Annotated in this window: 27 protein-coding genes; 23 read left to right on the top strand and 4 right to left on the bottom strand. The window is 45.0% G+C overall.

Annotated features, from left to right (window positions below; all coding sequences use genetic code 11):
• Nucleotide 1 precedes the first annotated feature (1 nt).
• From DESDE_RS05305 to DESDE_RS05325, 5 genes are all read left to right on the top strand, one after another.
• The gene (locus DESDE_RS05305; RefSeq protein ID WP_014793012.1) at nucleotides 2-454 is read left to right on the top strand and encodes a phage tail terminator family protein; all 453 of its coding nucleotides are present in this window, start codon (nucleotides 2-4) and stop codon (nucleotides 452-454) included.
• The gene (locus DESDE_RS05310; RefSeq protein ID WP_014793013.1) at nucleotides 447-626 is read left to right on the top strand and encodes a hypothetical protein; all 180 of its coding nucleotides are present in this window, start codon (nucleotides 447-449) and stop codon (nucleotides 624-626) included. Before DESDE_RS05305 ends, DESDE_RS05310 begins: the two co-directional genes overlap by 8 nt.
• Entirely contained in the window at nucleotides 626-1,942 is a 1,317-nt protein-coding gene (locus tag DESDE_RS05315; RefSeq protein WP_014793014.1) for a phage tail sheath family protein, read from the top strand. The genes DESDE_RS05310 and DESDE_RS05315 overlap by 1 nt, the downstream gene beginning before the upstream one ends.
• Nucleotides 1,943-1,961: 19 nt before the next feature.
• Nucleotides 1,962-2,429: a phage tail tube protein gene (locus DESDE_RS05320; protein WP_014793015.1), complete on the top strand. Its 468-nt coding sequence runs from the start codon at nucleotides 1,962-1,964 to the stop codon at nucleotides 2,427-2,429.
• 108 nt (nucleotides 2,430-2,537) lie between these two features.
• A complete protein-coding gene (locus tag DESDE_RS05325; protein WP_014793016.1) occupies nucleotides 2,538-3,218 on the top strand; it encodes a Rha family transcriptional regulator in 681 nt (226 codons plus the stop codon).
• On the opposite strand, the gene DESDE_RS05330 is transcribed toward DESDE_RS05325, so the two are convergent.
• The gene (locus tag DESDE_RS05330; RefSeq protein ID WP_014793017.1) at nucleotides 3,215-3,637 is read right to left on the bottom strand and encodes a hypothetical protein; all 423 of its coding nucleotides are present in this window, start codon (nucleotides 3,635-3,637) and stop codon (nucleotides 3,215-3,217) included. The two genes, DESDE_RS05325 and DESDE_RS05330, sit on opposite strands and share 4 nt — an antisense overlap.
• A gap of 142 nt (nucleotides 3,638-3,779) precedes the next feature.
• Between DESDE_RS05330 and DESDE_RS05335 the strand changes: the two genes are divergently transcribed.
• From DESDE_RS05335 to DESDE_RS05410, 18 genes are all read left to right on the top strand, one after another.
• On the top strand, nucleotides 3,780-4,193 hold the full coding sequence (locus tag DESDE_RS05335) for a phage tail assembly chaperone (protein WP_014793018.1): 414 nt from the start codon (nucleotides 3,780-3,782) through the stop codon (nucleotides 4,191-4,193).
• A gap of 244 nt (nucleotides 4,194-4,437) precedes the next feature.
• Entirely contained in the window at nucleotides 4,438-4,953 is a 516-nt protein-coding gene (locus DESDE_RS05340) for a hypothetical protein (protein ID WP_427846204.1), read from the top strand.
• 61 nt (nucleotides 4,954-5,014) lie between these two features.
• Nucleotides 5,015-7,024 (top strand): phage tail family protein, encoded by a 2,010-nt coding sequence (locus DESDE_RS22180; protein WP_014793020.1) that lies wholly within the window; start codon nucleotides 5,015-5,017, stop codon nucleotides 7,022-7,024.
• 18 nt (nucleotides 7,025-7,042) lie between these two features.
• Nucleotides 7,043-7,216 (top strand): hypothetical protein, encoded by a 174-nt coding sequence (locus tag DESDE_RS21795; protein WP_014793021.1) that lies wholly within the window; start codon nucleotides 7,043-7,045, stop codon nucleotides 7,214-7,216.
• 40 nt (nucleotides 7,217-7,256) lie between these two features.
• Entirely contained in the window at nucleotides 7,257-7,928 is a 672-nt protein-coding gene (locus DESDE_RS05350) for a LysM peptidoglycan-binding domain-containing protein (protein WP_014793022.1), read from the top strand.
• A gap of 12 nt (nucleotides 7,929-7,940) precedes the next feature.
• Nucleotides 7,941-8,927 carry an XkdQ/YqbQ family protein gene (locus tag DESDE_RS05355; RefSeq protein ID WP_014793023.1) on the top strand — a complete coding sequence of 329 codons (987 nt, stop codon included), beginning with the start codon at nucleotides 7,941-7,943 and terminating at the stop codon, nucleotides 8,925-8,927.
• 14 nt (nucleotides 8,928-8,941) lie between these two features.
• Nucleotides 8,942-9,301 carry a DUF2577 domain-containing protein gene (locus tag DESDE_RS05360; RefSeq protein ID WP_014793024.1) on the top strand — a complete coding sequence of 120 codons (360 nt, stop codon included), beginning with the start codon at nucleotides 8,942-8,944 and terminating at the stop codon, nucleotides 9,299-9,301.
• Complete coding sequence (locus tag DESDE_RS05365) at nucleotides 9,298-9,699, top strand: DUF2634 domain-containing protein (RefSeq protein WP_014793025.1); 402 nt, start codon at nucleotides 9,298-9,300, stop codon at nucleotides 9,697-9,699. The genes DESDE_RS05360 and DESDE_RS05365 overlap by 4 nt, the downstream gene beginning before the upstream one ends.
• The gene (locus DESDE_RS05370) at nucleotides 9,699-10,778 is read left to right on the top strand and encodes a baseplate J/gp47 family protein (RefSeq protein WP_014793026.1); all 1,080 of its coding nucleotides are present in this window, start codon (nucleotides 9,699-9,701) and stop codon (nucleotides 10,776-10,778) included. Before DESDE_RS05365 ends, DESDE_RS05370 begins: the two co-directional genes overlap by 1 nt.
• Nucleotides 10,771-11,358, top strand: a complete 588-nt coding sequence (locus DESDE_RS05375; protein WP_014793027.1) for a putative phage tail protein — start codon at nucleotides 10,771-10,773, stop codon at nucleotides 11,356-11,358. The genes DESDE_RS05370 and DESDE_RS05375 overlap by 8 nt, the downstream gene beginning before the upstream one ends.
• Nucleotides 11,355-11,636: a hypothetical protein gene (locus DESDE_RS05380; RefSeq protein ID WP_014793028.1), complete on the top strand. Its 282-nt coding sequence runs from the start codon at nucleotides 11,355-11,357 to the stop codon at nucleotides 11,634-11,636. The genes DESDE_RS05375 and DESDE_RS05380 overlap by 4 nt, the downstream gene beginning before the upstream one ends.
• Before the next feature lie 2 nt (nucleotides 11,637-11,638).
• A complete protein-coding gene (locus tag DESDE_RS05385; RefSeq protein ID WP_014793029.1) occupies nucleotides 11,639-15,313 on the top strand; it encodes a hypothetical protein in 3,675 nt (1,224 codons plus the stop codon).
• 12 nt (nucleotides 15,314-15,325) lie between these two features.
• A complete protein-coding gene (locus tag DESDE_RS20775) occupies nucleotides 15,326-15,850 on the top strand; it encodes a hypothetical protein (protein WP_014793030.1) in 525 nt (174 codons plus the stop codon).
• 3 nt (nucleotides 15,851-15,853) lie between these two features.
• Complete coding sequence (locus tag DESDE_RS21800) at nucleotides 15,854-15,994, top strand: hypothetical protein (RefSeq protein WP_014793031.1); 141 nt, start codon at nucleotides 15,854-15,856, stop codon at nucleotides 15,992-15,994.
• A 123-nt stretch (nucleotides 15,995-16,117) separates the two neighbouring features.
• Nucleotides 16,118-16,414, top strand: coding sequence for a hypothetical protein (locus tag DESDE_RS05395; protein WP_014793032.1), 297 nt, complete (start codon nucleotides 16,118-16,120; stop codon nucleotides 16,412-16,414).
• 4 nt (nucleotides 16,415-16,418) lie between these two features.
• A complete protein-coding gene (locus tag DESDE_RS05400; RefSeq protein WP_014793033.1) occupies nucleotides 16,419-17,129 on the top strand; it encodes an N-acetylmuramoyl-L-alanine amidase in 711 nt (236 codons plus the stop codon).
• A gap of 12 nt (nucleotides 17,130-17,141) precedes the next feature.
• Nucleotides 17,142-17,504 carry a hypothetical protein gene (locus DESDE_RS05405; protein WP_014793034.1) on the top strand — a complete coding sequence of 121 codons (363 nt, stop codon included), beginning with the start codon at nucleotides 17,142-17,144 and terminating at the stop codon, nucleotides 17,502-17,504.
• Between the two features lie 150 nt (nucleotides 17,505-17,654).
• On the top strand, nucleotides 17,655-18,224 hold the full coding sequence (locus DESDE_RS05410) for a hypothetical protein (RefSeq protein WP_014793035.1): 570 nt from the start codon (nucleotides 17,655-17,657) through the stop codon (nucleotides 18,222-18,224).
• A 65-nt stretch (nucleotides 18,225-18,289) separates the two neighbouring features.
• Here DESDE_RS05410 and DESDE_RS05415 read toward each other — a convergent pair whose 3' ends face one another.
• From DESDE_RS05415 to DESDE_RS05425, 3 genes are all read right to left on the bottom strand, one after another.
• Nucleotides 18,290-18,595 (bottom strand): hypothetical protein, encoded by a 306-nt coding sequence (locus DESDE_RS05415; RefSeq protein WP_014793036.1) that lies wholly within the window; start codon nucleotides 18,593-18,595, stop codon nucleotides 18,290-18,292.
• A 148-nt stretch (nucleotides 18,596-18,743) separates the two neighbouring features.
• Nucleotides 18,744-18,986, bottom strand: coding sequence for a hypothetical protein (locus tag DESDE_RS05420; protein ID WP_242831340.1), 243 nt, complete (start codon nucleotides 18,984-18,986; stop codon nucleotides 18,744-18,746).
• Nucleotides 18,987-19,098: 112 nt separating this feature from the next.
• Nucleotides 19,099-19,407 carry a hypothetical protein gene (locus DESDE_RS05425; RefSeq protein ID WP_014793038.1) on the bottom strand — a complete coding sequence of 103 codons (309 nt, stop codon included), beginning with the start codon at nucleotides 19,405-19,407 and terminating at the stop codon, nucleotides 19,099-19,101.
• Between the last annotated feature and the right edge of the window lie 16 nt (nucleotides 19,408-19,423).

The raw sequence follows: 19,423 nt of genomic DNA on the forward strand, positions 1-19,423 counted from the left end.
GATGGGCGCTATTACATTTAACCTTGTCCGGGATAGTGTTATCGCCGCCTTGCATCTTTACTTCCCCGGCATTGACATATACGGAGAAGAGATAAGGCAGGGCTTTGAGGAGCCTTGTTTTTTTGTGAAGCTCTTCCCGGTGTCCCAGGAGCAACTCCTTGGCAGGCGATACAAACGGAACCACTCCTTTGATATTCACTACTTTCCTACGGAGGCCGGAGAGGGTGAGGAGCAGCGACAGAATGAAGATATGCATGATATGGCAGAAGCTTTATATGACAAGATGGAGATGGTCCCTGTGACGGGCGGACTGATACGCGGGGTGAAGATGCGGCATGAAATCGTGGATGGGGTGCTGCATTTTTTTGTGGACTATAATTTCCATGTGCTCAGGGAAGCTGTCCCCGATCCACCCATGCAAACCATGGAACCGGAGGGATTTATTCGTGGCTAAGAAAGCTGAACCGGCTGAAAAAAGATATACGAAGGCTCAAATCCTGCAATCGAGGCGGTACAATGCACGACAACGGGATGTGTTAGATGCACTGCTGCAGGATGGTGTCAGTTATACCAAAGATGAGGTTAAAAAGATTCATAGTGATTTTCTAAAGAAGGAGGCTAAATAATGGCGGCAGGCACATTTACAGCCCAAAACAAAGTGCGTCCAGGCGTATATATCAATTTTAAATCCGAGCCCCAGGCCATTGGAACCCTAGGGGAACGTGGAATAGCGTCCATCCCCCTGGCTATGAGCTGGGGTGAATCTAATAAAGTCCTCACCATCGAAGCCGGCGAGGACGTGTTTACGAAGCTTGGTTACTCCATTATGGACCCTACATTACTCCTGCTAAGAGAAGCCTTGAAACGGGCTAGGACGGTGCTTCTCTACCGGCTGAACGTCGGCACCAAGGCGGCAGTGACCGTGGGCAATCTGACGGCTACAGCGAAGTGGGGTGGGGTTCGTGGAAATGATATTTCAGTGGTCATCCAAGAGAATATCGATGATGAGACAAAGTTTGATGTATCCACCCTTGTAGACGGGGTCGAGATAGACAAACAGACTGTGTCTACTATCGCCGGCCTAACCGCAAATGATTGGGTAGTATTTTCTGGTACCGGAACCATAACGGAAACAGCGGGTGCTCCACTAATTGGAGGAGCAGATGGTACAGTATCAAATCAAGCCTACATTGATTATCTGGCGGCAGTAGAAATCTTCGACTTCAATACAATAGCCCTACCCAGTACAGATGATGCGCTTAAAGCAACCTTCACGGCCTTTGCCAAACGGCTCCGGGACGACGAAGGAAAGAAGGTTCAAGTTGTCATGGAGAACTATCCAGCGGCTGATTATGAGGGCGTGATTAGCGTTAAAAATGGTGTAGTACTCTCCGACGGCACAACCTTAACGGCGGCTCAAGCAACCGCATGGGTGGCCGGCGCAACAGCGGGGGCCCAGGTCAATGAATCGCTCACCTACCAAGGCTATGAAGGTGCTGTGGATGTTTCTCCACGTTACACCAATGCACAGATCATCGCGGCCCTGCAGGCTGGGGAGTTCTTGTTTACAGCCAATGATAACCGCGCCTTGGTGGAACAAGACATTAACACCCTGACTTCCTTCACGGTGGATAAGGGGAAGCAGTTTGCTAAGAACCGTGTAATCCGCGTCCTGGATGGTGTCAATAATGATTTCGTCCGGATTTTCTCTGAGTTCTATATCGGCAAAGTTTCTAACAACGCGGATGGACGGAACCTGTTGAAATCGGAGTGCATTAACTACATGAACACGCTTCAGGGCATTGATGCTATCCAGAACTTTGATTCTCAGTCTGATGTCACAGTACAAGCAGGGAATGAAGTCGACGCAGTTTATATTGAGACTAATATCCAGCCTGTGGACTCGGTCGAAAAGCTGTACATTCGTGTGAGAATTAGATAGAAAGTGCAGGTGAGATAACATGGCCTTTTTAAAACCGGAAGACGCAGTTAGCGGCAGGCAAGCCAAGGCTTTTGCTACGATCAATGGTCGAGTGGAAGAATTATTTTATGCCAAATCCATTGAAGCAACTATCGAAAAGAATAAAGCGGATGTCCCAATCTTGGGGAAGACAAACGTAGGGAAGAAGGCTGCAGGGTGGACAGGTAGCGGAAGCCTGACGATTTATTACTTTACGAGCCTGTTCAGGCAGTTAATGATTGAATATGTGAAAACCGGGCGAGACTTCTATTTCGACCTTCAGATCGTCAACGAAGATCCGGCATCGGGCATAGGGAAGCAGACAGTTGTGCTTAAGAGCTGTAACTTAGACAGCATTACGGCGGCATCTTTCGATATCACTTCGGATGATCCTCTTGAAGAGGAAATGCCCTTTACCTTCGAGGATATTGATATGCTTGATCAGTTTAGCCGGCCTGTGATGGGATAAAGCATTATTTGAGGTTACGTCATGTCGTGAGACACACCTCTAGCCTCTCTTAGAGACCTGATTTTACTCAGGTCTCTTTTTAATACCCAAAAGAGAGGATGATGAACCGTGAACGAATTAGTTATCATAAAAGGAAATGAAGTAAAGACGAATAGCATCATCGTAGCAGAAGGAACAGGGAATGCCCACGAATCAATTGTCAGGATGGTTAGAAGGTATGAAGACCAGTTTAAATTGCTGGGAAAACTAGAATATTCAGACTACTTGAAATCCAATAGCTTAGGTTCATCGGGGCGGATGTACTTGCTCAATGAACAACAAGCGACTTTTCTTATGACGCTTCTAAGTAATAAGGAAATGATCGTGCGATTCAAACTGCGACTCACTCAAGAATTCTTTCGTATGCGTGAGTTCATTCGAGAGAAACAGTCTGCCGAATGGAAGCAAGCCCGTATAACCGGCAAGCAAGTTCGCCGGGAGGAAACCGATGTCATCTTAACAAAGCTCATTCCGCTTGCCGAATCCCAGGGAAGCAAAAACGCAGGTAAGCTCTATATGAATTATTCCAAGTTGGTAAATATAACTCTTGGCATAGAAGCAGGGCGGCGCGAAAACCTCCCGCTATCATACATTGAGGCGATCAAGTTCCTCGAACGAGCGATTGAGAATATCATTTCTCAAGAGGTAGACAAGGGGACTCACTATAAGGAAATATACCAGGTATGTAAAGCAAAATGCCAGATCATAAAAGACCTGGCATTTTTACCTTCATTAAAGTTGATTTCCTAGAGATATTGAGAAGCTTTTGGCTCAGGCTGGGGATCAAGTTGTTCGGGTTCGGGTGGTTGAGGAATTTTATTCTTGAGTGCCTCTACGAATTTTCTCCAATGGAGAGAAGCATCGACAATTTCGAATGAAAGGACCTTTATGTCCTCAGGGTTATCAGCCGGATGATAGTTGATGAAGAAATCGCGATTTCTTGTTTTATGCTTTTTCCTGATTTCGATGGAAACTATTTGATCGTAAAAGAGGTATTTGGGAGTTTTACCTTTCCCAATTCGCAAAGCGATAGAAAGCCTTTGTTCTGCATCTTCTTGTGTAATTCTAACACCGAAGATGCCATTGTCATCAAAGTCGCTAATTCCTTGAACATACTTGAAATTACAACAAAGGTTCCCATACCAATCCCTGCTCCCGAATATAGGCAATATCAATCCCTCCGATCTGTATTACTTTTACCAAAATTATACTCAAACCATAAGGCTATTGCTACAGATAATTTAGGTTGAGGCTTCATGAGCTTTGATTATCGCTTTTACTAATTTCATTAAAAAATAGGAGGAATACAATATGAGTGATTTACAAGATTTCTTGATGGACAGTTTTGAGGATGCAGAAGTTATTGAACGCAAAGTAAGCCTTGGTGGCAAAGATAAGGTTATGAAGTTCAAATCTATTTCGGCCACCACGGGTGATGAGATTAGAAAGAGCTGTCGCAAAACAACCTTCCATAAAGGTCAGCGGATTGTTGAAACCGATCAGGATGCATTCGTAGCCAAATTGATTACTGAAACGACTGTATTTCCTGACTTCAAATCTCAGGAGCTTCAGCAAAGTTGGGGTGTGCTTGGCGCCGAAAATCTGTTAAATGCCATGAAAGCAAAAATGAAGGATGGCGAATATGCCACCCTTTCGAATATTGTCAGTGAAATCAATGGTTACAACAAAACCATGGACGACCTAGTTGAAGAAGCAAAAAACTAATTGAGGGGGGCGATGCTGAGGCTAATTATGCCTACTACGCCCTCCATGAATTTCACATTTTACCGGGTGCGTTTATGAGATTACCCCGTAATGAAAAGGCGCTTGTCTATGCCATGATTGATATTCGCATTAAAAAAGAGAAGCAGGACATGGCTAAAGCGAAGAAAAAGAGATAAGTAGTAGATTTTCGTTTACACAGGAATATTTTGCTAGTATGATTAATGCAAATGTGTGAACGGAGGAGATGTGTGTGGCCAGTGCTCTAGTTAATTTAATCGAAGGATTGCCCCTTAAAGACCCTGAAGCTCAATTGGAAATTAAATTTGATGATGAATATTTGATAATCGAAGAGAGAAGCTTTAAAGTATTCAAAACAGTTATAGAGAATACGTTTAAAATCCCGCTATGCAATATCTTGGATACTATCGTTACGACAGAAAAAGAGGTTGTCGATAAGGATAAAAGTGCTATAGGAAGAGGTGTACTAGGTGGGGCGATATTCGGTCCTGCCGGGTTAATTTTAGGTGGAATGTCTGGGATTGGAACTAAAAAGAAGAAAGAAACCATTTGGGTTTATATAGTGTCCTTTGTGTCATCTGGTGGGGAAATAAAAAATATTACATTCAAAATGTCATTTGTGATGAAAAGCGTTACAGATAAATTTGATAAAACCCTCAAAAAGAAACTGGATTCAATTGAGAGAAGTGAAGAGGTTAAGAAGATCCTCACAAAAACGGATCAAAAGGAATTCTTGCTATAAAAAAAGATCAAAAGCACTCATTTAAGGGTGCTTTTTCTTATGCCTAAAAGGAGGCGGTGACGTGGCGACTGTTAGTTCTACCCTAAAAATGTTTGATGCAATGAGCACCCCTTTACAAAACATTACTCAGGGCATGAATATGATGATTTCGACAATGAATCAAATGCAAAACGCAGCAGAAAGAAATACGAATATTGATAGGACTTTGACAGTAGCCAAAGAGAGAATTGCCGCTGCAGAAACAGAAATAGCCAAGGCAATTAGAGAATCCGAAGAAGCTCAGAACAGATTTAATCGGTCAATGGATAAAGGTCAGGGCATAGCTAATTCACTAACTGGCAAGATCAAGGGATTTGTGGGGGCATATCTCGGTGCTTCAGCTTTTCAAAAAGGTGCCAGTATTATAAAAGAATGGACAGGGCTTGCCGACATACAGATTTCTTCTGATCGCCAACTTGCCACTGTAATGAAAAATATGGGTGCGACAGAAGCTGAATTTGAAGCCATAAAGCAACGCGCATCCCAAGTACAGCTCGAGACGACTTATGATAGTGGAGCACTGCTTGGAGGCGCAGGTGAACTTGCAACATATCTTGGCACTGGCGAAGCTATCGAAGCAATGATGGGTACGTTAGCAAATTACGCTGCTGGAATGGGAGGCATGGAAATCGATAAAAGGGCTATGGTGGAATATGCAACTCAACTTGGAAAGGCTTTAGATGGACAATTTGATGGTCTTGCCAAAAAAGGGTTTGTCGTTACGGACGCTCAAAAAGCTATAATTGAAAAAGGTACTGAAATGGAAAGAGTTGCAGTAATAGCAGATATAATCAACCAGTCGTGGAGTGGGCTTGCAGAAGCCCTAGCGAATACCCCAGAGGGTCAGATTTTACAAATGAAAAACACATGGGACGGCATAAAAGAAACCGTTGGAACTTACTTATACCCAGCCGTTTTAAGATTTTTTAATACCTTAAATTCTAACCTTCCGCAGGCGCAAGGCTTGATGATGATCTTTGCAAATGCTGCAATATTTATCATGACCGCGCTGGGAGGAATTATAAATGCAGCTGCATGGCTTGGTAACGTAATTCAAAACAATTGGGGAGTAATAGAACCTATCCTTGTGGCTATTGGGGCGGCCTTGACGACATGGGCAGTTGCGCAAATTCCCGCATTAGTAACCAGTCTATGGAAGATGGTCCCACCGATAGCGGCAGCAGCAAAAGAGTGGTTGCTTGTCAACTGGCCCATCCTCCTTATCGGTGCCGCTATAGGTTTTGTGCTTTACGCCATGATCAAATGGGGCGATGCCACTGTTGAGGTCATAGGTTTCGTTGGCGGGCTATTCGGCATTCTATTTGGATTTCTGTACAATAAGTTCGCCAGCTTTGCTAACATAGTCTTATCTGTTGCTGAATTTTTTGTTAATGTATGGCAAGACCCGGTTTATGCTGTAAAAAAACTCTTTTATGATCTGTCAATCAATGCACTTGAGTATATGACTAACATCGCTAAAGGCATTGAGGGTGTTATCAATAAAATCCCTGGACTGCATATAGACATCACGTCGGGCATGGAAGGTCTACTAGACAAGCTAAAGAGCGCACGCGACGACCTGAAGAGCGAAGCGGATGTCGTCAACCTAATGCGATTCGAGCAAAAAGATTATGGAGAAGCTTTTGACATGGGTCGAAATGTCGGAAAAAAAATAGGCTCAGCAGCCGTGGACGGTGTGCAAGGAGCCTTTAACTCTTTGAGCAATCTATTTAAAGCCCCAGGCGATTTAGGGGGCACTACGGGTTGGGGTGAAGATGGCATCCCCAGTGTGGACGAAGTAGGGACAGTCGGCAAAATCAAAGACAAAGTGGATATCTCCAGCGAGGACATCAAGATCATGCGGGAGTTAGCAGAAATGAAGAACATCCAGAATTATGTTACATTGACACCGAATTTAACTGTCAATACAGGCGATATCCGCAATGGAGAAGATACGGATACCATTATAGTTAAGCTCAAGACATTTCTTGAACAGGAAATTGCCTCATCAGCTTCGGCAGTGTATTCATAAAGATAAGGAGTGTAGTAAATGAGTAATATTGATCTTGATGCTCTGGAAAAGTCAGTCTTGAAAGATTTTCATGATAGAAATATTGCGGAAGATAAACTTCCCGAACTTACTGAACAGATCGCGGAAATTGCGGTGAGAATTGCAGTCATTACCGTTGCCAAGATATTGAATTTACCAGAATCGCCGACATGAACATTTGGATTTATTCCTTAGTAAAGGCAGGTGATCACCCATGTCCTACAGTATCGAACTCAGCTTTAACAACCGGGAAGAATTCTTCGAGATCCCCATCATGCCGGGAAGCATCGAAGCCAGTGAATCCAGCTCAAATAAAACCTATGACATTATTGCCTTGGGTGAAATCAATGTCATAAAGGCCCCTAAGCTCAGCGGGTACGGATTCAGCAGCATCTTTCCGGCTCAGCGCTATCCGTTTGTGATAGCACAAAGACTCTTGCAACCAATCGAATATGTTCAACTTATCATCAAGTGGATGGAGTCTAAGCGGCCCATCCGCTTTGTTTTTGTCTCAGATCGTTTTGATATCAATACCTTAGCCAGCATCGAAGGCTTTGATTGGAAAGAGGTCGCCGGTGGCTCAGGTGATATTGAATACTCCATTAAGTTAAAAAAATATGTCTCCTATGCGGCCAAAAAGGTGCCTAATGTAACGCCCATCTATACCGCAGCATCCACGGCACTAATGCCGCCTCCTGCGCCTGCCAGGCCAAACGAAACAAAGCCACCTAAGACCTATACATTGGTAGCTGGGGACACTCTGTGGGCAGTAGCGCAAAAGCATCTAGGCAATGGTGCGCGTTGGCCAGAGATACAAAAGCTAAATGGGATTACGGATGCGGAGATTAAGCGGCTGCAGATTGGCCGGGTGCTCAAGCTGCCATAAGGAGGGTTGCCCATGTTAACAGTGTTTATTGACAAAAAGGATGGAAACGTGTGGAATATCTCCCAGCTCGTTGCCGATGTGACGTGGAAGACCAGCCGGATCGGGAAGGCCGGGAGCCTGAGCTTCACTCTCATCAAAAATTCTCCGGACCAGGACCAATCCTTCAGCTATGCCAATGGAGACATTGTCTATGTGCAGATGAAGGATGGCACCAAAGTGTTCTATGGCTATATCTTTAGCATAGACGGCGGCAAGGACGAAGCGGTCAAAATCACCTGCTATGACCAGCTGCGCTATCTCATGGCCAGTGACACCTATGTTCTTGCCAATGTCACGGCCTCTGAGGTGGTGAAGCAGATAGCTACTGACTTCAAGCTTAAGCTTGGGAGAATTGATGATACGGAATATCGAATCCCGACCATGTCCGAAGATAATCAAAAGCTAATGGACATCATCTGCAAAGCCCTGGATATTACCCTGATCAATTCCGGCAAGAACTATGTCTTCTTTGACGATTTCGGGACCTTAACAGTTCGGAATATTGAGGACCTGAAGCTGGATTTCATCATTGGAGACAACAGCTTAATGACGGATTACAGCCATAAGGTATCCATTGATGAGGATACCTATAATAGGATTAAGCTCTATCGTGATAACGAGGATACAGGTATGAGAGACACCTATATTACTCAGCATAGTGGCAACATGGCTAAATGGGGAGTGCTGCAGCTTAGTCAATCGGTGGATGAAAAGATGAATGATGCCCAAATCAGCGAGATGATTGACACGCTCATCGCAATAAAAAATAAGGAGACTAGGATCCTGAAAATTGAGGCTATTGGTGACATTCGAGTGAGAGCCGGTCGGTACGTACAGATCATCATTGAAGAGTATGGGATAAATCAGCCTTTTTTAGTTGACGAATGCACTCATAACTTTGATGGTGTGAACTATACCATGACGTTAGATCTGAGAGTGTTTCTAAGACCTTCCTCCTAAAGAAAGGTGATTGAATGCCAAGTTTATTGGATTTGATTAAAACAGCTAGTGGTGATGCTCTGAATGCATCGAATCCCGTGAATATCCTTTTTGGTGAAGTCTTAACTGTAAATCCGTTGAGTGTGAAAGTCGACCAACGCTTTACACTGCCGGCGGATTTTTTAATTGTTCCGGAAAGCTTGATCAGGTATGAGGTGGACTTAAAACATATGCACCAATACACCGATGATGGGTCACCAAATAACACTTCGGAAGCCTTAACTTCCAAAATCGTGATTCGTTCCGGGCTTGCCGCAGGGAATAAAGTTTTGATGCTTAGGGTCCAAGGCGGTCAGCGTTATGTCGTTTTAGATAAGGTGGTGACAGGCTCATGATACCTACAGGCGGGAGTATTGCTAACGAAACAATAGAATACATCGAGCAGCCGTCCCTCACGTGGAAACTCGACCCGACAAAAGAACGAATCTCCGGGCGCTTAGATGGTTTGGAGTCAGTGAAGCAATCAGTCTCGAAGATTCTACAGACACAACGCTTCCGGCATTTGATTTATACCCCGAATTATGGGGCTGAGTTAGATAAGCTGATCGGCATGAATCCGGTTTTTGTGAAGTCCGAAGCTACCAGGATGCTCCAAGAGGCCCTGACCCAGGATGACCGGATCACAGGAGTTGAGGATGTGCGGACTACAACCACCGGAGACAACTTGCTTGTTGAATTCACGGTCATCAGTACCTATGGCAACCTTGAGATGAGCCAGGAGGTGAGTGGCTAATGTATGAGAATCAGACCTATGATACGATCCTGGCCAGAATGCTTACGCGAGTGCCGAACACCGTAGATAAGCGGGAGGGCAGTCTGATTTTTGATGCCCTGGCACCTGCAGCGGCTGAGCTTGCTCAAGCCTACGCAGAGTTGGATATTAACAATAATCTTATTTTTGCAGATACGGCCAGTGAGGAATATTTAACAAGACGGGCTGCTGAATTCGGGATTAACCGGAAAGAGGCCACGAAAGCCCGACGCAGGGGAGAATTCTTCGACAATACTAATGCTCCTCTTAACATTCCGATAGGTAGCCGCTACAGTATCGGCGGGCTGAATTATACAGCCATTGAGCAGATCAGTACCGGGGTATTTGCGCTGGAATGCGAAACATCGGGAACAGCGGGTAATCGGCAGTTTGGGACACTACTACCTATCACCTATGTCAATGACTTGGCAAGAGCAGAACTCACCGATGTGCTAGTTCCAGGGGAGGATGAGGAGACGGATGAGGCTCTACGCTCCCGGTATTATGAGACAGTTAACGAACCGGCTTTTGGCGGGAATATTGCTGATTATAAGCAGAAAATCAATGCTATCAACGGTGTCGGGGGAACGAAAGTTTTTCCAACATGGGCAGGCGGTGGGACCGTGAAATGCACGATTATTGCTGCTGACTGGGAAGAGCCGTCCCCGGCACTTGTTGAAGAGGTGCAGACGATTATCGATCCGGAAGAGAATCAGGGGGAGGGCCTGGGGCAGGCCCCTATTGGTCATGCTGTGACCATTTCCGGTGTAGATGTGGTCACTGTGAATGTGGAAACAACGCTTACTCTAGCACCAGGAGTAACACCTGGGCAGGTTCAATCCGATGTAGAAGCGGTCATAGAAGCCTATCTTCTGGAACAGAGAAAGACGTGGGCTGCTCAAACTCAGATCATCGTCAGGACGGCGCAAATTGATGCCAGAATGCTTACAGTCCAAGGTGTGGAAGATGTGTCTGGAACAATGCTGAACGGCGTGGATGCCAATCTTGTGCTTGATGAGGAGGAAATTCCAAGCCTGGGGACGGTGGTTATAAATGAGTAAGTCGATTAGGGAGTATTGGCCAGAATACTACGACAACATATTAGACTTCTTTAAATTAGCTGAGACAGAGGATGTTGAGATACAGGACTTAGAAACGGCTATCAATCAATTACTGAATGATCAATTTGTCCTCACTTCTGGTTATGAGGCGATAAAACGCCGGGAAAGAATGCTAGGTATCCAGGCTGATCCTACAACCGAAACACTGGACTTCCGGAAAAAGCGGATTATTAACCGTTATTCAACCAAGCCACCGTTCACTATTCGCTATCTTCAGGACCGTTTAGATTTCCTGGTTGGTGAGGGTAAAGCTATCACCAGTGTGGATGTGCAGAACTTTATCCTTTTGGTGGAGACTGCGATAGAGGATGCCGCATTATTTAGGGAATTGGAATATACGGTTAAAGCTACTAAGCCGGCGAATCTTATCTACAATCAGAAAACAGCCTTAAGAGATGAAATAGCATTAGAAGAGCATATATCCAAGAAAGATATAAACCGGCAAAGCCGAATTGGTACAACATGGCGGCTAGGAACAACTCCATTCGCCACATTAGGACCGGAGGTGATCATAAAATGATACCTATAACTTTCCTTGAGGATGTCGCTGATTATGTAGACGGAAGGATAACAAAGGTGGTCTTAAATGGCTACTACGAAATTACGGACTTCGATGTGAAGCAAGTCCGCGAAGGCATAATCAACATGGAATATAAGGTCCATAATGGAGCTGTCCCTTTGATTACTCTGATTGAGTTAAGGGACAGCTCCAATAATGTGATCAGCTCCAATAATGTGTATGTACCGATTACCACCGACACAATCATAACGCAGACCATTCGGGTTAAGGAGGGGTGAGAATGGCAAGAACTAACTGGGATTTTGATGAGATCGTAACAGAACATGATATGAATGAGATGGGTCAGCAGATGAACGAAAGCACGGAGGCCATTGAGGTCATGAAAGCGCCTACAGGCTTTCCGAATAGGGATGATTCTATATTTTTCTTCGATAAAACAACGAGGGGCTTTACAATACAGCCTACAGGCTCCTCGTACGAAGTATACTATCGCGGAAAGCGGTTTACGAAGACGGCTACGGAGAGTGTAACCATTGCAAACGTATCCGGCATGCATTACATCTACTTTGATGCAAATGGAGCATTGCAAAGTAGTCAAGCGTTTCCAGGATTGAAAAATATGGTCTACATTGCTTACGTCTATTGGAATGCGGATCAGGAGAATGCGGAATTGCAGTTTGCACCTGGAGATGAGCGCCATGGCACGGTGATGGACAAGGCGACGCATGAGCGCTTACACGCTGTAGACTGGACTCAGTGGGTGAGTGGCTTGCAACTATATGGCTATACCTTAGATGATGGTGCAACGGATGAATCTGCCCAAGTAAGCCTGAATAATGGCTTAGTGGCCGATGAGGATCTGTTCCATAATATTGTGCACAGTGATAACCCGACGGCGTTCTTTGAGCAGGTGCTACAGGGGCCGGCAATGTTGCCGGTGATGTACCGTGATGGTGCTTCAGGGACATGGATGCAGGATGAAGCGACCGAGTATCCGCTCCGGAATGTTGTAGGCGGTCGTGTGACCTACAATGAGTGGGATGGCAATGATTGGGTGCAAAGCGAGGTCCCGGATGAGGGGTTCGTGGCGTACTACGTCGTGTTCACGGGTGACGTGATTCAACCTATCAAAGTAATCCAAGGCCAACGCACGGACGGTTCCTTAGCTGATGCTCAAGCGAATAACGATGACCGTTACATCCAGTGGGGTAGTCAGCCATTTCAGGAGTTCAAGGTTTTGTATCGGCTTATATATCAAACCTCTAGCAGTTATACAAACGAGAGAAAAGTTGCCCTCAGGGATGTGTTAGACTTGAGAGCCGCCAAGCGTTCCCCTGGAGGCGGGGGGATTGTCCCTTCTGCTCATAGCAACTTAACTGGACTCGGTTACGCTGAAAGCGGCCACACCGGTTTTGCTAGTCAAGCCATGCTCGCTGAAGACCAAACCGCCACCGTGCCCCTCGCCCATGGTACACAGACCATCACAGCCTCGCGCACAAGCCCAGCGAAGGTGAAGATACCAGGGAGGACGATAGTGAATCTGATGGGCCGTGATGGAAATTGCGAAGATGTGAGTAAGTGGCGTACTTATAATTGTGACTTAGCATTGGATTCAGTAAATAAAGTTTTTGGCAATTACGGAATAAAAATAACCATTAATGGCACTGATGGCAGTATGAATAACCTTATATCTAAATACATTACTGACATGACCAAACATTATTTCTTCACAGGATATGTTAAAAATGGTAATTCTACTTTTGTTAGAATAGGAAAGGATAGTACTGGAGGCGGTAATGTTGTTTTATCTGATGGTGTTTCAGATACATCTAAATCTACGCGTGTTGGCGTAAAATTTTCACCCAATGATTTAGCTGCTAATGACTTTTTGGTTGTTAATGTGGTAGGCAATGCCACCGAATACGCCTATGTTGACGGTATTCAGATTAACGAAATAACTGTGGATGAATATAACAACCTTACCGTAGAACAACTCCTAGCAAAATACCCCTACGTCGATTCCGTCCAGCAACTAACAGGGGCCTATGTAAAAAACGAGACAAACGGCTCACACCTCTATATCATGGATAGCCTTGGTGCCGGTGAGGTCTTTGAAGATGGGCAAAAGAATAAAATTTGGGAACGAAAGGTATTGGATGGGAGTTTACCGTTTGTATATCGAGCAAATTACACTAATTACAAAGCTGTGCAGATAAATTTAAATGACGGGATTGCAAATAGTTCTCCACTCGTTACGAAATATGATGGAAAAATATTAACTGGTTCGGCAACTCCCGGATTAGACGTGGCTTATATCGACGCGAATAAAGACTTAGTTCTTTACATTTCCAACACTGACTCCGGATGGGGGCCTGATTATAACCCTACACCCGAGGAAATTGCGGCATATTTAATGGGATGGAGGATGTATGTCACAGGAGACAGGAAGCAATTATATAATGGAACGGGTGTTAAATCTTGGGCCAAATTGTGGGTTGGGATTGGTGAAAAACATTCAGACGACGGAAATTTAGCACCAACGACATTGGGTGGCTCTGTTGGAACTTGTCCAACCCTCATGAACGATCAAGGATATACTCCTTATGAACTCTATTATAAACTCGTCACACCCGTTATGGTTCCTGTAGAAACTGAAGGTTCACTTATGATCTCATCCGGGGATAATCAAATTACCCTTGGTGAGGGGGTTGTGGTGAGGGAAGTTGCGAAACCTAGAACTGACGGGTTAGGAAATTATTGTGTAAATCGCAATGATTATATGGGCGCTCTCAAATATAAGCCAACATTAAATATGACAATTTATAAAAATGATACTGTAGATAATGAGAATTGGATTGTGGATAAAAGAGATGATGGCTATTGGTTCAATAATGTAAGGATATATTCACCACCAGGAAGATTTGACACAGAGTCAGTATATTACATCACCTATTTTGCGGAGCCGTATCAGATTAGTGCATCAGCTCTGTCTGCCGAACTAACCTATGCTGAAAATCTTGGTACAGCAGTACATGATACAGTAAAAAAGGTATCGGATGTTGAAGCGGATTTGTCTGGATATAAGCTGTATCAGCACCACAAATTAGCAATTGTTAAGAGAGCTATTTCAAACCCCAATCTATTACACAACCCGGATTTTACTGTGAACCAGCGAGGGAAAGCCAGTTATTCCACAACGAGTATGTCTAAATCTATAACTACTGATAGATGGGATTTGACAACGAATAATTCGGATTCGGCATCAACCCTCGCTGTCGGTGCCGACAGAATAACCATTTCTAACCCCACAGCAAGGGCTACTCTAAGACAATCCTTCGAATTTCCTCTCAAATACGACACGGAATTTACTTTTAGCGTGGATGTAGCCTCTATAAGCGGAGGTATTACTATTTATCTGCGGAACACGGAGTTTTCCGCAGATTATGCTATAAACAATAACATCACGACAACAGGGATACACAAGATTACTGGCACGGTTCCCGCGGGCAAGACGGTTCTGATCCAGATTAGTAGTAACGCTAATGGTAATTCGTTTGCCCTTAATAGGGTTAAGCTCGAACTCGGCCCCGTCTCAACTCTCGCCAGTGATCCGCCTGCTGATTATGGTGAGCAGTTGGCGTTGTGTCAAAGATACCAACTTCCTTTTATTGGTCAAGCCGCTTCGCAAGTCGACCTAGCTCCTGCTAATGTTATAATTACAGATACAATAAAATTTTTCCTTCCAACTCCAGTACAAATGAGAATATTACCCTCGATAGGTCTAGGTGAATTTAAAGTAAAGAACGGGGCTAATGTCTTTCAAACTGGTTTTACTATTTCAGTCACAAAAGTAACAAGCAGCGGGATTATAATTACAGCAATAAAAACTTCACACGGATTATCGTCTGCAACTCTTACGACTGATACTTTTACATTGCTAGATTCTAATTTATAAGGAGGTGCTCCAGTGGATGACGATTTAATTTTAGAAGAACCATTTGATGAATACGAGCAAGAACCGATAAAGGTATATGTGCAGACTGATACTGACGGCCGCATCATCTCAATAAATTCCTCCGTTTTCCTCGATGATCCAACAGGCTGGGTGCAAATTGATGAGGGGTATGACAATGTGAAGCACTACCACGCCCAGGGCAACTACCTACCGAACGGCCTATTTGACGAATCCGGCTGTTATAACTACAGACTCATTGACGGCGAAGTGGTAGGGCGTACAGCCGAGGAAAAACAGGCCGAGACCGACGCAAGGCCAGCACCACCGCCTACACTAGATGAAAGAGTGACCTCGCTGGGTGAAGACGTTGAGGCGGTAGCGGAAGCTACTGCTTTTACATTGGAGGACACTGCTGCAATAGCTGAAACCTTTGCATATGCACTGGACGATACGTCTGCGCTTGCGGAAACTTTGGCAATGGCTCTACTTGAAATCGAGGGGCTGAAGCAAGAAATAAAGGTTTTGAAAGGAGAATGACTTATGGTGCTATTTTGGTTTACAAAGATTAAGCTGGGACTTAGCGAATTAAACGAGGTGCCTGAAAGATACTACAATGCAGTAATGGAAAAGCTTGTTGAAGCAGGTATGTATGATGCTGATGGGAATCCAATAGCTGCATAATTAACCAAGGTACGCAATACCACCAACGCCACATAAGGCGTATTTTTTATGATTTAAAATAGGTCAATCACAATAGTGGCGCATAATTCATATAATGTACAAGCTTGAAAGAGGTGATAGCCTTTGGACTTTACACTTATCACAGCCCTAATCGGGATTGTAGCAACTTTATCAGGAATCATCTTAGGATGGTCGGCAAGAGCAAAGGAAGCTAAAAGAGAAGTCAGGAAAGACGCTGAGATCGACACAGTAATCCGGACGGACATGGAGTATCTGAAGCGCGGGGTAGACGATATCCGGATAGAACAACGCTCCCAGGGCCAACGCATGGATGCCATGGGCGAACGCCTTACCCGCGTCGAAGAGTCATCCAAACAGGCTCACAAGCGGATTGACCGCATTGAGCAGAAAGGAGAGTAAGCATATGCCACAAATCGAATGGGTAGGCACACCGAACTATCGTGCCAGTCGCAATGGTCGTAAGCCGCTGGCCATTGTAAGCCATATCACCGCCGGCTATTATCCAGGCTGCTTAAGCTGGATGCAGAATCCTGAATCCCAAGCAAGCGCACATTACCTGGTTCTTAGAGATGGCCGTATATTACAGATGGTTAAGGAGGGAGATACGGCTTGGCATGCTGGGGTTGTCAATAGGCCGAATTGGAACCTATACGACGGATCTAACCCAAACAATTACACCATCGGCATTGAACACGAAGGAATGCCTGGGGACGGGCTGACAGAAGCTCAGTACCAATCCACGCTATGGCTCCATGGTCAGCTCCTGGCAAAGTACCCGGCAATAAAGATGGACAGTGACCACGTTATAGGCCATTACAGAATTGACAGTGTCAACAGACCAAATTGCCCAGGGGCTAAGTTTCCCTGGGCTAAGTTATTTGCAGATTTGAAGGGAGATCATGAAGTGGATAACCTCGTAATCTACGCCGACGGGGACGTAGGAGCCGCGCTTTTGCTCAGCTTTAAGCTAAAATGCCCGATGGTCCATAAGGCCTTTGCAGAGAAAATCCAGGCTAAGAATAAGCACTGGATTGGGGTACAGGGGACAAACGGCGACGGGAATTATTACTATGCCGGCAGTGACCGTATTGAGACGGCGAAGTTAGGATTATAGGAGGAATGAGTCATGGAAACTGCATTAGGATACGTCCAGAACTTCTGGGGGCTGCTGCTCGTTGTGGCAGTCTTTATTATTTATCTGATCAGTCAGGGGAGAGCGAAAGCGGGAAAGATTGTGCTCTCGCTGATGCTGAGGTTGGAGAAGCAAGCTGAAGAGTATGCGCTGCAGACCGGGGAAGAGAAGTTTGGTTTTGTGGTGGAAAAGGGGTATCAGCTTTTACCGAAATATGTGAGGCTGATTATCAGCTATAAAATGTTCGCTGAACTGGCTGACCGGCTCTATGATGAAGCCAAGAATTATTTGTTGAACCTCGATGAGAAGCCTATTCCCGCGCCGTTTAAGGAGCGCAAGGAATCGGATCCTGGATAAGTATAGGACATAGTAAAAGCCCTTCCTGCAATGAAGCAAGAAGGGCTTTTTGCATCTAAGACTCAAACAAGAACTTTAAAACATTCGACGATTTACAACATAATGCATTGAGCCTGTGAAGTATAATCGTAGTTAAGAAGGAGGGTATCTATGCGAATCAAAAGAGTGCTTGTTGTTATGTCAATCTTATCCTTAATGGCTATTTCTGGTTGCACTGGTACCGCTAATGCCGCTGGGGGCGCTAAAAATATAGATGATCCGGAGAAAGTGGCTCAGGAATTTTTGGAGGCGTTTCGAGCTTGTGACTTCACTACTGTAGGAGAGTTAACCGGCAGGGACATTGGGCCAGTGGATATGGATGATCTGGGATACGCACCTCATTTTCTTTCGAAGATGACTTTTAGGCTTAGTGATCCTATGATTAAAGGTGACGAAGCAATTGTGCCGGTTAGAATAACTAAAGTAGACGAAGACAGACTGTATAAAACTATAATGACTGAGGGGTATTTGCTGCAGATTTCATTAGAAAACGCTGGTGAATTCAATCAGGAAGACTTTGATAAAAGGATGGATGCTTTAATACATCAAGAACTAGAGAAAAGTAATCTTGCAATGATTACTCTTGAAGCTGAGATAAACTTACAGAAACAAGAAGGTAATTGGGTTATTATAATAGATGAAGCATTGGTTAATGTTTTAATTGGCAGTCCAGACTGGTGACAAATATTAACCTGACACATACATGGCAAAGCCCTCTCTCGCTTGGTGCGGGGGAGGGCTTTTTTTTATACCTTATACTTATCATCGAAATCCTTAAGATAATCCTCCGGGCTATCGTAATACGCAAATCCACCTTTAGTTTTATCCAATAACCAGTCTATTTCCGCATTTGTCACGTGTGGTCCAGACATGCAGTAAAGCAGATCCTGTTGCTTTTCGTCACGAACCCGGATAAGGTGCTTGTTCTGTTCGCTTACGATATAAAACTTGGCTTTGTATTTTTCCTTGCCTTCTTGATCATTTACCCATATAAACTGATTACCGCCAAACCAGTTGCCGCGATGGTCTTCTCTGTAGCCACTAAAAACCATAAAACAACCTCCCTTAGCGAAAATGATATCATATGTAATTGAGAAAGACCAAATAAATCTATGTAAAGGCCGGCCATGCATGACCAGCTCGAAGCGGGATCCCGCGACTCCCCGGAGGGAGTTTCGACCGCGTCCCAGGCGGTCATCGTCAGGCGGGGGTGTTAGGCTTGGATTGCAGCCGATAGCGTATCAAGTCCTTCATGATTTCGATGGCCTCTTTGCTACCGTCCTCTATCATGAGACCTAGCCATCCTCTTAGCCATAGCTCATAGCTACCGTCCTCAAATTGGTCGTAATATTCGCTGGCACATTCATGCTTGGTTAAGTAGGGGTCGTTTTTGTGGGCCAGCTCAGCGGCCTTACGGATTATTTCATTTCTCAACGTTTTCATCTTATCCATCCTCTCTTATGCTCCTCGGACTTGTGACCGGGACCGGCTCTGGCCGGTGTGCATTACCGCCGGTGGGGAAGCGGCGTCACTCTGCAGGGGTGGGGAGTTAGTGTTACATGCTCATATCTAATACGTCCCTGTCTACCGCTGCAGCTTTTAACGTCTCTATGACCGACCAGGGAGCCACTGGGGTGTATGCTGAGCCGGTTACTTGGGCTAAAGCTTGGTGTATCTCTTCGGCTCTTGACTCGCATGCCTCAGCTTCCTCAAGCGTTTTGCAGTAGTCGGCGGTTGAGTATCCCCACCCCTCGTCACTTCCTCCTGATTGCTTATTCCACCAAGCTTCAGACCGTGCCTCCCACTTTGCAGCCATGCGTTCTGCTTGTTCAAGGACTTGCCGGCTTATTCTGTAGAGTTTCATCTTCATCCATCCTTTC

It is taken from the genome of Desulfitobacterium dehalogenans ATCC 51507 (genome assembly GCF_000243155.2).
Taxonomy (GTDB): Bacteria; Bacillota; Desulfitobacteriia; order Desulfitobacteriales; family Desulfitobacteriaceae; genus Desulfitobacterium; species Desulfitobacterium dehalogenans.